At 72.0% G+C, this 13,411-nt stretch carries 12 protein-coding genes; 11 read left to right on the top strand and 1 reads right to left on the bottom strand.

The genetic code is table 11. The annotated features are described in order from the left end of the window. Positions 1-41: 41 nt before the first annotated feature. From AWZ10_RS03625 to AWZ10_RS03600, 6 genes are all read left to right on the top strand, one after another. Positions 42-1,562, top strand: a complete 1,521-nt coding sequence (locus tag AWZ10_RS03625; protein ID WP_060890410.1) for a cellulose-binding domain-containing protein — start codon at positions 42-44, stop codon at positions 1,560-1,562. A gap of 820 nt (positions 1,563-2,382) precedes the next feature. Beyond that, complete coding sequence (locus AWZ10_RS03620) at positions 2,383-2,976, top strand: hypothetical protein (protein WP_060890409.1); 594 nt, start codon at positions 2,383-2,385, stop codon at positions 2,974-2,976. A 2-nt stretch (positions 2,977-2,978) separates the two neighbouring features. After that, on the top strand, positions 2,979-4,256 hold the full coding sequence (locus tag AWZ10_RS03615) for a peptidoglycan-binding protein (RefSeq protein ID WP_046705507.1): 1,278 nt from the start codon (positions 2,979-2,981) through the stop codon (positions 4,254-4,256). Continuing rightward, entirely contained in the window at positions 4,253-4,951 is a 699-nt protein-coding gene (locus AWZ10_RS03610; RefSeq protein WP_046705508.1) for an ABC transporter ATP-binding protein, read from the top strand. The genes AWZ10_RS03615 and AWZ10_RS03610 overlap by 4 nt, the downstream gene beginning before the upstream one ends. A 95-nt stretch (positions 4,952-5,046) precedes the next feature. Next, the gene (locus tag AWZ10_RS03605) at positions 5,047-6,276 is read left to right on the top strand and encodes an ABC transporter permease (RefSeq protein WP_060890416.1); all 1,230 of its coding nucleotides are present in this window, start codon (positions 5,047-5,049) and stop codon (positions 6,274-6,276) included. Positions 6,277-6,444: 168 nt separating this feature from the next. Continuing rightward, the gene (locus AWZ10_RS03600; protein ID WP_060890408.1) at positions 6,445-8,085 is read left to right on the top strand and encodes a sensor histidine kinase; all 1,641 of its coding nucleotides are present in this window, start codon (positions 6,445-6,447) and stop codon (positions 8,083-8,085) included. On the opposite strand, the gene AWZ10_RS03595 is transcribed toward AWZ10_RS03600, so the two are convergent. Beyond that, positions 8,071-8,778: a response regulator transcription factor gene (locus tag AWZ10_RS03595; RefSeq protein ID WP_060890407.1), complete on the bottom strand. Its 708-nt coding sequence runs from the start codon at positions 8,776-8,778 to the stop codon at positions 8,071-8,073. The two genes, AWZ10_RS03600 and AWZ10_RS03595, sit on opposite strands and share 15 nt — an antisense overlap. Positions 8,779-8,953: 175 nt before the next feature. Here AWZ10_RS03595 and AWZ10_RS03590 point away from each other — a divergent pair, with 175 nt between their 5' ends. From AWZ10_RS03590 to AWZ10_RS03570, 5 genes are all read left to right on the top strand, one after another. Next, positions 8,954-10,285, top strand: coding sequence for a cytochrome P450 (locus AWZ10_RS03590; RefSeq protein WP_060890406.1), 1,332 nt, complete (start codon positions 8,954-8,956; stop codon positions 10,283-10,285). A gap of 122 nt (positions 10,286-10,407) precedes the next feature. Next, the gene (locus AWZ10_RS03585) at positions 10,408-10,710 is read left to right on the top strand and encodes a hypothetical protein (protein ID WP_060890405.1); all 303 of its coding nucleotides are present in this window, start codon (positions 10,408-10,410) and stop codon (positions 10,708-10,710) included. After that, positions 10,707-10,961, top strand: coding sequence for a CBU_0592 family membrane protein (locus AWZ10_RS03580; RefSeq protein ID WP_046710075.1), 255 nt, complete (start codon positions 10,707-10,709; stop codon positions 10,959-10,961). Before AWZ10_RS03585 ends, AWZ10_RS03580 begins: the two co-directional genes overlap by 4 nt. A gap of 340 nt (positions 10,962-11,301) precedes the next feature. After that, the gene (gene rsgA / locus AWZ10_RS03575) at positions 11,302-12,465 is read left to right on the top strand and encodes a ribosome small subunit-dependent GTPase A (protein ID WP_060890415.1); all 1,164 of its coding nucleotides are present in this window, start codon (positions 11,302-11,304) and stop codon (positions 12,463-12,465) included. Between the two features lie 156 nt (positions 12,466-12,621). Then, positions 12,622-13,411: bifunctional transcriptional activator/DNA repair enzyme AdaA (locus tag AWZ10_RS03570; RefSeq protein WP_159058206.1), on the top strand; the 790-nt coding region annotated here is incomplete at its 3' end.

Here is a 13,411-nt window from a genome sequence, read left to right as displayed (position 1 = left end):
TTTTGCGGACTTCCCCCTCGCTCTGTGGATGCAGGAGACTCATGCCCGACCTGCCGAAGCCCCAGGACGCCGCCGAGGCCGCGCTGTTTTCGGAATGCTGGGACGCGGTCCTTTCGTACGCCGACCTGTGCACGTCCGGTTCGACCGCGGCGACCGAACTGGCCACCGAGGCCTTCACGAACGGCATGCACGAGGCGCACGCCCTGGAGACCGAGGCGTGGGGTGAACGCGGCGTCGGACGGCGTGCTCTGCAGCTGCCCCGAATACCGTTCCTCCTGACCTGGGTCAGGACCAGCGCCGCGGCCTGGGAGACGGGCGGCCAGGGGCATCGGCTCGACCCCGATCTGCGCCTCTGGCTCAACTCGGACAAGGCAGCGCGTTACACCGGCCCACCGCTGCACCGCCCCCTCGCCCTGCGTGCCCTGCGGGACATGCAGGAGCCCGACGCGGCCCTGCTGTGGCTGGCCGAGGTCGAGTCGCTGCCGCTGGGTTCGGTGGCCCGCCGGCTCGGCCTGGACCCGGAGGTCGCCAGGAGCGAACTCGACCAGGTGCGGACGCTGTTCAGGGAGCGGTGCCACCGCAGCCAGATCGACACGCCCATGCACGTCGACTGCCGCAGCTACGCCCGGCTGCTGGACGCGGTCACCCGTTCGCCCGGCACCGACACCCCGGACGACCTGTCGCGGCACCTCGCCACCTGCGTGGAGTGCGCCGAGGCCGCGGCCTGCCTCGGCCTGCACGGCGGCGGCCTGCCCGCGGCGCTCGCCAACGGCGTGATCGGCTGGAGCGGACTCGCCTATCTGGAGCGTCGCCGCCGCGCGGCCGACGCCGGGCTGCTCCCCGGGCGCGCTGACGCCTCCGGCGCCGATCGGGGACTCTCGCCGGGCAGGGAAGCAAAGCCCCGGTTCAGCCGCAACGGGATCCTCGCCGGAGCGGGCCTCGTCTCCGTGCTGGCGCTCGTCGTCTCCCTCATGCCCTTCGGCGAGGACGAGACGGTCGCCGACGGCACCTCCGCCGGCGAGTCGTCGGTGGTGCAGCGGGACCCGCGGTTCCCGGTGACCCTGCCCCCGTCCGGCGGCGGGTCCGAACTGCAGAGCACCACCCGGCCCCAGGACACCGCTTCCGGCGACGAGGGCGACAAGGGTGAGGGCGGCGGCAACGGCAACGAGGAGCCCCAGGGCGACTCCTCGACGCCTGCCCGCGTCTCCCACAAGCCGGTCGCCCCCGGCAAGTCGCCCGACGCCACCTGTCACGTCCGCTACCAGATCGTCAACGAATGGCCCGGCGGCTTCCAGGCCACTCTCACCGTCACCTCTGCCAAGGCCGTCGACGGCTGGCAGGTCGGCTGGACCTACGCGGCCGACCAGCGCGTCACCCAGATGTGGGACGGCGCCTTCGACCAGAACGGCTCCCGGGTCGCCGTCACCGCCGCCGACTACAACAAGACCGTCGCAGCGGGCGGCACCTTCGGCGTGGGCTTCCTCGGCATCTGGCAGGGCTACGACAACCCCGAACCCGTGGACTTCACGCTCAACGGGAGCCGCTGCGAGCGGGGGGACTGAGCCCGGGAGCGGCGCGGACGGGAAGCGATCGATTCGGTCGACGCGGGGCCATGAGCCTCCGCCGGGGTGAGATCACCGAGCACGGCGGCCGTTGATGCCGCCGTCACCGGACGACGAGTGGGACCGGAGGTGTCGACCGACGGCTGTCACCGCGATGGGCGCTGCCTGCATCCGGGCATCCACCGAGTCCACCTCGACGGTGGCCGGCTGACACCCACCCACGGGTAGGGCGCTGGTTCGTTGTCTCGCCCCTGGCCCCTTACGGCCCGGACGACCCCGGTGCGACGCCTTCGCCCCGGCCGGCGCCGAGGGTCTGCTCGCCGTCCGGTCGTCCGGGTCGACCGGAGGCGGTGCGACGTCGTCACGCGGGCGGTCTGCGGCGCCCCGACACCGCGTTCGTCACCCCGGACGTCCCTGCCGTCGGCCTCGCGGACTGAGCGGGCCGGGGCCGACCGGACCCGGCAGGTCGGCCTGCGTCGTCACGACAGCGGTGGACCGTGCTGTCGACGGCGATGCGTCGCGATGCCCCCTCGCGGCCCGCTGCCATGGCTTCGCACACGGGCCGGCCGCCCATGAAAGCCCAGGTGGACGAGCGTTCTGTCCACCAGTGCCCCCGACTCTCGGCCTCCGCGCGACACGGCAACGGCCAGGCGGGCCAGGCGGGCCACACAGGTCACGCAGGTCAGGCGTCGGACCTTCGCGACGGCCATCAGCCACATGATCGGCGGACAGGTTCTTCAAAGGTTCTTCATCGTCTCCGTCCTACGGTCGGCCTGCCCGTCGCATTCGCGCACGGTCCGACAGGAGAGCAGGAGAACCGATGAGGACGAATCGGGTATTACTGGCCGCGGTGGCCTCGGTCGTGGCCTTCACGCTGACCGGCTGCGGCGGCGACGACGGTGGCTCGAAGGTCCCGACGGCGGGCGGTGGGGACTCGTCCACCTCGGCCACGACGACGGGTGAGCAGGGCGGCGGGGACGAAGTGGCCGCGTACGTGAAGGCGCAGCGGGACTGGGTGCGGTGTCTGCGGGACAACGGTGTCGACGCGCCGGACCCGGACGAGAGGGGCGAGGTCGACTTCGGCGACGGAACGCGTGCCCTGAAGAAGGATCCGAAATTCCTCGACGCGTCGAAGAAGTGCGCCGACAAGAAGGCCACCGTTCCCGAGAGCATCGAGGATGCCAACCGGCCCGAGCTCACTGCCGCGCAGATCAAGGCCGCACGAGACTTCGCCGCCTGCATGCAGGAGAACGGTGCCCCCGACTACCCCGATCCCGGCCCCGACGGTTACCAGCGGAACAACAACTCGGACATCCCCGAGTGGGACCAGACCTCGGCCGGCGCGCAGCGCGCGACGCGCGTCTGCGCACCGATCTCCGGCAACCCGACGAACCAGCCCCCGGCCAAGGGCTGACGATGACGGAGACAGTGACACGGATCGATGACGCGGACGGGACGGCTCCCGCGCCGCCTCCGCCTCGCGGCCGACGCAGACGGCGTACGGCGCTGATCGCCTCGGCAGTCGTCGTGGCGGCGGTCGCCGTGGTCGGCGCACTCGAGCTCGGCGGCAACGAGGACAAGGGGCCGAGTGTCCCTCCCCGGACCGGCTCCGTCGTATCGGTGACGCGGGAGACACTGACCGAACGCACCACGGTGGAAGGCCAGTTGGGCTACGGAACGGAACTGCCGCTGCCCGTCAAGGCGACCGGGACCGTGACCTGGCTGCCCGAGCAGGGCACGACGGTGGAGCGCGGCGACGAGTTGCTCCGGGTCGACGACCGGCCGGTGATCCTCATGTACGGACCGCTGCCGATGTATCGGAGCCTCGGGCTGACCACCCAGGAGGACCAGCGGGAGCCGGCGGACGGCCAGGATCCGGGCGAACGGCAGCCGAGCACCGGGGACGGCAAATCCCCGGGCCCCTCCAATTCACCGGCGCCGGAGGGCACCGGAACCGCAGGAGACACCGGCGCCTCCCGGACACCGGGCGAACTGTGGGGCATGGATGTCCTGCAGTTCGAGACCAACCTGGCCGCCCTGGGCTACACCGGCTTCACGGTGGACGAGCGATTCACCACCGGCACCGCCGCGGCGGTCGAGCGTTGGCAGAAGTCGCTCGGACTGGCCGGGACCGGCGTGGTCGGGGTGGGCGACGTCATCCACTCCGCCGGAAAGGTACGGATCGGCTCTGCCGTCGCCCGACTCGGCTCGGCGGCCGGCGAGAACACTCTCACGTACACCGGTACCGCCCGGAAGGTGATCGTCAACGCCTCCGCCACGGACGCCTCCTGGGCCGTACGCGGGTCCGCCGTCACGGTCGAACTGCCCGACGGCACAGCCGTGAAGGGCAAGGTGGCCTCGGTGGGCAAGCGGGCGACCACGCCCGACGGCGGCGGCGAGGGCGGCTCGGGACAGTCCGCCGCCACGATTCCCGTGACCATCACGATCGAGAATCAGAAGGCCATAGGGCGGTTGGAGAGCGGCCCGGTGACGGTCGAGTACGTGGGCAACGAGGTCAAGGACGTGCTGGCCGTCCCTGTCGCCGCGCTGGTCGCCCTCGCCGAGGGCGGGCACGGCCTGGAGACCGAGGACGGCCGGTTCGTCGCCGTGCGGACCGGCCTCTTCGCCGACGGCGACGTGGAGGTCAGCGGTCCCACGGTCCGCGAGGGCATGAAGGTGAGGATCCCGGAGTGACGGCGGTCGTGGAGTTCGACGCGGTCTCCAAGACCTATCCCGGAGGCGTGGCGGCGGTACGGGACGTGAGTCTGCGTATCGGACGGGGTGAACTGGTCGCGATCGTCGGCCCCTCGGGCTCCGGGAAGTCGAGCATGCTCAACCTCATGGGCAGCCTCGACCACCCCTCCGCCGGCCGGGTCCTGGTCGACGGCCACGACGTGGCGAGCCTGTCGGACCGGGAGGTCTCCGCACTACGGGCCACCCGGATCGGCTTCGTCTTCCAGCAGTTCCACCTCTCGGTCGGCGTTTGCGTTCTCGACTCGGTCGCGGACGGCCTGCTCTACGCGGGCGTGCCGATACGCCGCCGCCGTGCCAGGGCGGCGGCCGCGCTGGCACGGGTCGGGCTCAGCCACCGCGTGCACCACCTGCCGCACCAACTGTCCGGAGGCGAGCGCCAGCGGGTCGCGGTCGCCCGGGCGGTGGTCGGCGGACCCTCGGTGCTGCTGGCGGACGAGCCGACCGGAAACCTCGACTCGGCCTCGGGCACGACCGTCCTCACCCTGCTGCGGGAGTTGAACGCCGCCGGTACGACCGTCGTCGTCATCACCCACGACCGCGGCATCGCGGCCGGGTTGCCGCGCCGCATCGAGATGCACGACGGCCGTCTGGTCGCCGACACGGCACGGAGCACGATGATCGGGGCACCTCGGTGACGGACCGCACGACGAACTCCTCCGGGCAGGACCCGGACTCCCGTCCCACGGCGGCAGGGGCCCCGAATTCGGAGACCCCGGAGTTCCGCGCCTGGGTGCCCACGTCCGCGGACACCACCGCTCAGGTCCCGGAGCCGGCGCGGCTGCGTGCCGCGCGGCTCGGTCCCGTGGACGTCGTACGGCTCGGCGGCACCGGCCTGCGGACCCGTCCGCTGCGGGTCTTCCTCTCCGCGCTCGGCATCGCCATCGGTGTCGCCGCGATGATCGCGGTGGTCGGCATCTCCGGCTCCGGGCGGGCGGAGGTCGACCGTCGGCTCGACGCCCTCGGCACGGATCTGCTGCGGGTGGCCCCTGGCCGGACCCTCGCCGGCGACGCGGCCGAGCTTCCCCCGGAGTCCGTGGCGATGATCCGCCGTGTTCCGCCGGTGCGACAGGCCGCCGCCACCGGCGAGACCGGTGCCGACATCTACCGCAACGAACGCATCGCCATCGGCCGCACCGGCTCCCTGCACGTCCTGGCGGCCGGCGCCGATCTGCTGCCGGCCGTCGGCGGGCAGGTCCGCGAGGGCCGCTGGCTGGACTCCGCGACGGAGGAGTACCCGGCTGTGGTGCTCGGCTCGACCGCCGCCCGGCGGCTCGACGTGTACACCCCCGGCACCCGGGTCTGGCTCGGCGAGCGCTGGTTCTCGTTGATCGGCGTCCTCGATCCGGTACCGCTCGCACCGGAGATCGACAGTGCCGCTCTGGTCGGCTGGTCGGCAGCCGAGAGGTACCTCCGCTTCGACGGCCGTCCCTCGACGGTGTACGTCCGTGCCGAGGACAGCCAGGTCACGTCCGTACGTGCGGTGCTGGCGGCCACGGCGTACCCCGAGAAGCCCGGCGAGGTGCAGGTCTCCCGCCCCTCGGACGCTCTCGCGGCCCGCGAGGCCGCCGAGTCGGCTCTCACCGGCCTGCTGCTCGGTCTCGGCGGTGTGGCACTCCTGGTCGGAGGGGTCGGTGTCGGCAACACCATGGTCATCTCCGTCCTGGAACGCCGCTCCGAGATCGGCCTGCGCCGTGCCCTGGGAGCGACGCGGGGGCAGATCCGCACACAGTTCGTCACGGAGTCCCTGCTGCTGTCGCTGATCGGCGGGCTCGGCGGAACGGCGCTCGGGACGCTGATCACGGCCGGATACGCCCTCAGCCGCGACTGGCCGACGGTCGTCCCGCCGTGGGCGAGCGCGGCGGGCATCGGTTCGACGCTCGTCATCGGCATGATCGCCGGCCTGTATCCGGCGGTCCGGGCCAGCAGGCTGTCACCGACGGAGGCGCTGTCCGGTACGTGAGCCGACCGGAACCGGTGGGGTTCCATACGGTGGCCTTTCCTACGGTGGCCTTTCCTACGGTGACCGTCCTTGCGGTGACCGTCCGTGCGGTGGCATCCCGCACGGACCAGGGGTGGTCTCGGCCGAGACCACCCCTGACCCGGCACCACCCAGAAGGAGTTCCGCGCGATGAGTTTCCGGCTCCGGGTCCTCGCCCTGCTCATGCTGGTCGCGATGGCCGCCACCGCCGCCACCGCGTGGCTGACCCTGCGCCAGGCGAACCGCCAGGTGCGGGAGACCGTCACGGCCGGCCGGCAGGAGTCCTCCCGGATCACCGGCGAACTCCGGGCGTACGGGTTCGCGCACGGCACGTGGGACGGACTCTCGCCGACGGTGGCCCGGCTCGCGAAGGACACCGGCCAGCGCGTCCGGGTGGCCACGGATTCCGGAGTACTGCTCGCCGACTCCGACGCCCTCGCCGGTCGTGATCCCCGCGCGCCGAGCAGTCAGCCCCCGGTCCTGGTCGACCCGCGTCCCGTCCTGCGGTTCCCTGAGGGTCAGGTACCGCGGCTCTCGCTGAAGCAGGCCGCCCTGGCGATCGCCGACTACCGCGCCGCAGTGGCGTACGCGGCCTGCCTCACGCGGGCGGGGGCCGAGCCGACGGCCCGGCCGGACCAGCGGGGTGTCCCCCTGATCAGCACGGACCGCCGACCCACGGGGTGCGAGGAGCCGGACGGGGCAACGGATCCGCGCATTCAGCAGGATCTCGACGCACTGCGGGTATGCGAGTCCGAGCCGCGGTTCACCACCTGTGTGCAGCGGGTGTTCGACGAGCGGGTCGGTTCCGTCGCCCCCGCGCGTCTGTCGATCCGCCTCGGTGTCCGGGACGAGTCGCCGCCCACCCTGGCCGCCGCGCCCACCGTGGCCGTCGCTGTGGGGGTCGCCCTCGCGGTCATCCTCGGTGCCCTGCTCCTGAGCAGGGCCGTACTGCGCCCCGTCCGTGCCATGACGCTCGCCGCGAAGGGGCTGGGCGAGGGCGACCTGGGGCGGCGGGTCCCCGTCTCCGGCCGCGACGAGATCGCGCAGCTCGGCGGCGCCTTCAACCGCATGGCCGACTCCATCCAGGCAGGCGAGGAACGCCAGCGGCGCCTCACCAGTGACATCGCACACGAACTGCGCACCCCGCTGGCCAATCTGCGCGGCTATCTGGAGGCTCTGCGGGACGGGATCGTCGAGCCGACCCCCGACCTGCTCGCCTCCCTCCACGAGGAGGCGTTGCTGCAGCAGCGGATCGTGGACGACCTCCAGGACCTCGCCCTGGCAGAGGCCGGCGCGCTCACCTACCACCGCTGCGAGGTCGACCTGCGCGAGCTCCTGGAGACCGGCCGCAGGGCCCATCGAGCCCAGGCCGAGGCGCTGGGCATCGGACTTGAGCTGGAGGCGCCACGGCCCGTGCACGTGACCGCCGACCCGGACCGGCTGCGCCAGGTCGTCGGCAACCTGGTCGGCAACGCGCTGCGGGCCACGGCCCCGGGCGGCACCGTGACCCTGGCCCTGATCCCGGACGGCGAACCGGCCGTCGTGGAAGTACGCGACACCGGCAAGGGGATAGCGGCGAAGGACCTGCCGCATCTCTTCGACCGCTTCTGGCGGGCGGACGCGGCACGGGGCCGCACGACCGGCGGCAGCGGCCTGGGGCTGTCCATCGCCCGCCAGATCGTCACCGACCACGGAGGGACGATCGATGTGCGCAGCGCGGTCGGGGCAGGCACGACGTTCACCGTCGTACTGCCCACGGCTCCCGGAGGAGGCCCCTCAGGAGAGCGCTGAGCCCGAACCGTCCGCGAGACGGTAGCCCCGCCCGTACACCGTCTCCAGGTGGCCGGCCCGGCCCGGAGCCACCTCCAGCTTCCGTCGCAGATTCATCACGTGCGCATCGACGGTCCGCTCCTGCACTTCCCGGTCGAACCCGAAGACCCGCTCGATGATCTGCGCCCGGGTGAAGACCCTGCCCGGTTCACGGGCCAGCGCCTCCAGGATGGAGAACTCCTTGGCGGTCAGCGCCACCGGCCGCCCCTCCACCCGGACTTCGAAGCGCGCGGTGTCCAGCCGCACCTCGCCGACCCGCAGCACCGCGGGTTCCCCCGTGCCGCCGGTCTTCTTGGACCTGCGCAGCAACGCCCGTACGCGCGCGGCCAGTTCGCGGGGACTGTACGGCTTGGTGAGGTAGTCGTCGGCGCCGAGATCGAGGCCGAGGAGCATGTCCTCCTCGGTCGTGCGGGCGGTGAGCAGCAGAATCGGGACGTCCGACTCGGTGCGCAGAATGCGGCACACATCGAGCCCGTCGACCAAGGGCAGCATCACATCGAGAACGATGAGATCCGGCTGTGCCGAACGTGCCCGTTCCAGCGCCGCGCGGCCGTCGGCCACGACCTGCACCGCGTTTCCCTCTCGCTCCAGATAGATCCGGATCAGTCGAGACTGCTTCTCGTCGTCTTCGGCGACCAGGATCCGAGCGCTCAACGATCCTCCCCCAGCAAGGTTTTGCGCATCCCGGAACCGTAGTACAGAAACAGCCCGCCCTTCCCGCCCGGGTCCGGCCGCCCGGTCGTCATGAGTGAAGAGCGCCGACGACGTTCCGGGACGGTTTGCCGCATATCTTGATCGACTTGTGGGTGCAGGCCCTTAACATGGGGATATGGGCACTCCCACCTCGCTGTTGCGGGCCTTTCGACCCCAAGTCCAAGAGCGTCTCTACGACTTCTACGAAGAGTTGAGGAGCGCCGACGACCTCTTCTGGGACCGCACCCTTGGTTCCTGGGTCGCCACCGGGCACGCGGTGGTCAGCAAAGCCGCAGGTGACCCGGGACTGTCCTCGGTGCGCTATCCCGACATCGAGGCCGTCCCCGAGGAACTCCGGCCGCTGGCCCGGGTCCTGAGCCGGCAGATGCTCTACAGCGACGCCCCCGACCACCCCCGGCTCCGAGCCCTGATCAGCAGGGCCTTCGCTCCCCGGGCGGTGGAGACGCTCCGCGCCCAGATCTTCGAAGCCGTCGACCGGATCATCACCCACGCGGCGCCGACCGGGCGGATGGACATCGTCGCGGACCTCGCCCGACCCCTGCCTCTGACCATCATCTGCGACCTCCTCGACGTACCGCAGCAGGACCGCCCCGCCCTCTCCGCCTGGTCCGAGCCGATCGCCGAAGCCATAGGCAACTCCCGGCTCGACGCCGACCGCAACCGCGAGGCCTCGCAGAGCATGACGGACATGCTCGCCTACTTCCGCGAACTCCTCACCCGCCCCGACGCCCGGACGGCCCCCCACACCCTGCGCGCCCTGGTGACCGCGCAGGCCGAGAACACCGACCAGGACTTCGACGAACTCCTCGCCAACTGCGCCCTGCTCCTGATCGCGGGCCACGAGACCACCACCCACTTCATCGGCAACGCCACACTCGCCCTGCTCCGCCACCCGTACGCGGCCGACCAACTGCGCCGCCGGCCCGATCTGATGCCCGCCGCGGTCGAGGAACTCCTGCGCTACGACGCCCCGGTACAGCTGATGCTGCGCCGGGCGCGGCACGATCTGGACCTGGCGGGCCGCACCGTCTCCGAAGGGCAGACGGTGCTCCTGGTGTGCGGCGCGGCCAACCGGGATCCGGCCGTGTTCCCCGATCCGCATGTGCTGGACTTCGAGCGGCCCGGCGGGCGGCACCTGGCGTTCGGACACGGCCCGCACTTCTGCCTCGGTGCCGCGCTGGCCCGGCTGGAAGGCGCGATCGTCCTGGAAGCACTCCTCACCCGGCTCCCCGGCCTACGGCTCGACGGCCCCGCGCCGCAGTGGCAGCGCAGCCTCAACTTCCGCGGTCTCACCCGCCTGGACGTCGCCTTCATCCCGCCTTCGGACGATCACGACAGCGGTACGCGAGCCATGCCGACCGAGGGTTCCCGAGGCGGCCCCGGCAACGCGGCACCTGCCGGGACCTGCCCCGTCAGCGCGGGGCCCGGCGGTGCCGCGGGCGCTTGACGGGCTCCGGCGCGCCGCCCCGGACGTGGCGCGGTTCGCAGGCCGGTTTCATTAGCCACACTGTAGTGCCACTTCAGAAAATCTTGCTTGTAGTGAAGCCCCACCGCACAGATGATCGGGTCATGAACGAATGCGACGAGCTGTGGGGTGTGCGGTTCGACGCCGACGTGACCTCCGTGGGCGGTGGTGCCCCGCAGACCCAGGGTCTCCTGCCGGACGTGGCCGCCCCGAAGTCCGACGACCCTGACCCGGCCGAGCTGTTCGTCCGGCAGCACGGGCTGCCGATGGTGGACAGTCCGTGGGCAGTGGACCGGGCACTGCTGCTTTCGCACGAGGTCACCGGGACGGGCACCTTCCCGGCGCGGGCCTTCGGGCCGGTCGTCCACGAGGCAGGCGTAGAGAGCGATCGGGGTCAGGGCCGGTGACCTGGGCCGAAGGGCTCGTCGCCGCCATCGGCTGGGGCGGAGCAGGGCTGTTGCTCACCGCGTACGCGATGGCGTCGACCGAACGGATCTCCGCCGGAGGCCGCGCCTTCCAGCTGCTGAACCTGTTCGGCGCCGCCGCCCTGACCGTCAACTCCGGATACCACCAAGCCTGGCCCTCCGCGCTGCTCAACACCGCCTGGATCGGCATCGGCCTGGCCGCCCTCACCCGCCGCCCGCCCCGGGTGCCGTAGCCGCGTACGCACTTCGGCGAATCCCGCACCGCCAGGAGCGCTTTGTGGTTCCGCCGTCGGGGCTGCGGGACCACCCCTGGCACGCCGCCGACGGATGTGACGTAATTCGATGGCGTCGAGGCTCGTGTACCTCTAGGGTCGGTGGTGTTCGAGCGGCAACCCGAGGTTGTCGCGGTGATTCGGCTTGGTTCGGGAGGTGTGACCGATGGCTGTCGTTGAGATGGGCGCTGCCCGCATCCGGAAGTACATCAAGTCCACTCCCGTGGCCTCCGGCTGACCTCTCCACCTCTCCCGCGCCCATGAGCGCGGTGCCGGGGCCACCCTTGTGAAGGGTCACCCCTTGTCTTTCTCTTCTCTCCCGGGTTCGTCCTCGTCCTCCTCGCATCCGCTCGTGCCGTACGGCTGGGATGCGGGCTGGGAGGCGGAGTTCGCTCCGTATGTCGGGCAGGGTCTGCTGCCCGGTCGTGTCGTCCGGGTCGACCGCGGCCTGTGTGACGTCGTCACCCCGGCTGGTACCGTCCGCGCCGACACCGAGTTCGTCGTGCCCCGTGACCCGATGAAGGTCGTGTGCACGGGGGACTGGGTCGCCGTCGATCCCGCGGGCAGCGACCCGTGCTACGTGCAGACTCTCCTCCCGCGCCGGACCGCCTTCGTACGCTCGACCTCGTCCAAGCGCTCCGAGGGCCAGGTCCTGGCCACCAACATCGATTACGTCGTCATCTGTGTGTCGCTCGCGGTCGAACTGGACCTCGGGCGGATCGAACGGTTCCTGGCGCTGGCCATGTCCGGTTCGGGTGGTGAGGCACCGCTGCATACACAGGCACTCTCCTGGGAGTCCCAGGCGCAGCCGGTGGTCGTGCTCACCAAGGCCGACCTGGTGCCGGACGCCGCCACGCTGGGGCATCTGGTCCAGGACGTGGAGACCGTCGCGCCCGGCGTCGCCGTGCTGCCGGTCAGTTCCGCGCTCGGTGAGGGCCTGGACGTCCTCGCCGCGGTGCTCTCCGGCGGCACCTCCGTACTGCTCGGGCAGTCCGGCGCAGGCAAGTCGACCCTCGCCAACGCGCTGCTCGGCGAGGACGTCATGGACGTCCAGGCCATCCGCGACGTGGACGGCAAGGGACGGCACACCACGACCACCCGCAACCTCCTCGCCCTGCCCGGCGGCGGAGTCCTCATCGACACACCCGGTCTGCGCGGCGTCGGCCTCTGGGACGCCGCGAGCGGGGTCGGGCAGGTCTTCGCCGAGATCGAGGAGCTCGCCGCGGACTGCCGCTTCCACGACTGCGCGCATCTCGCCGAGCCCGGCTGCGCGGTCCTCGGCGCGGTCGAGTCCGGTGAACTGCCCGAGCGACGGCTCGACAGCTACCGCAAGCTGCTCCGCGAGAACCAGCGGATCGTCGCGAAGAGCGACGCGCGGGTGCGGGCCGACATCCGGAAGGAGTGGAAGCGCAAGCACGCGGAGGGTCGCCTGGCGATGGAGGCCAAGCGGGGCGGCCTGCGCTGACCTCCGGCCGCGGGCCGGTGGGGCTGGTCGCGCGGTTTCCCGCGCCCCTCGAGAAACGGGGCCGTGCCCCTGGTTCTCGAGGGGCGCGGCCCCGTGGCGAGCGCCGTGTCCGATTCCCGCCAGCCCGGACGATCGGCGTGGTCGACACTTGATGTCATGAAGGACGAGGACACCAGGTACGAGGCCGTGCGCAGCAGGGACGGGCGGTTCGACGGGGAGTTCTTCTTCGCCGTCGGGACGACCGGGATCTACTGCCGGCCGAGCTGCCCGGCGGTGACGCCCAAACGGGAGAACGTCCGCTTCTACGGGACCGCGGCCGCCGCCCAGGGCGCCGGATTCCGGGCCTGCCGACGGTGCCGGCCGGACGCCGTGCCCGGGTCGGCCGAGTGGAACGTGCGCGCGGACGCCGTGGGCCGGGCCATGCGGCTCATCGGGGACGGCGTCGTCGACCGGGAGGGCGTCGCCGGCCTGGCCGTGCGGCTGGGATACAGCCCACGCCAGGTCCAGCGGCAGCTCACCGCCGAGGTCGGCGCCGGGCCCGTCGCCCTGGCCCGCGCCCAGCGGGCCCACACCGCCCGCGTCCTCCTGCAGACCACCGCCCTCCCGGTCACCGAGATCGCCTTCGCGTCCGGCTTCGCCAGCGTGCGCCAGTTCAACGACACGGTCAGGGCCGTGTACGCCATGACGCCGAGCGGCCTGCGCGCCGGAGCGCCCCGGCGCCCGGCCGGTTCGTCGACCGCCGGAATCCCGCTCCGGCTCGCCTACCGGGGCCCGTACCGGTCCACCGCGCTCTTCGACGTCCTCGCCGCCGAGGCCGTCACCGGCGTCGAGGAGACGACCGGCGGGCGCGGCCACCGCACCTACCGGCGCACCCTCCGCCTCCCGTACGGCACCGGAATCGCCGAGGTCGACGAACGACCGTCGGGCGGGCGGCCGCGTGTGGTGT

The sequence above is a fragment of the Streptomyces europaeiscabiei genome (assembly GCF_001550375.1).
GTDB lineage: Bacteria > Actinomycetota > Actinomycetes > Streptomycetales > Streptomycetaceae > Streptomyces > Streptomyces europaeiscabiei.
Note: the sequence above shows the minus strand (reverse complement) of the source record. Positions and strands in the feature narration are given on the sequence as shown.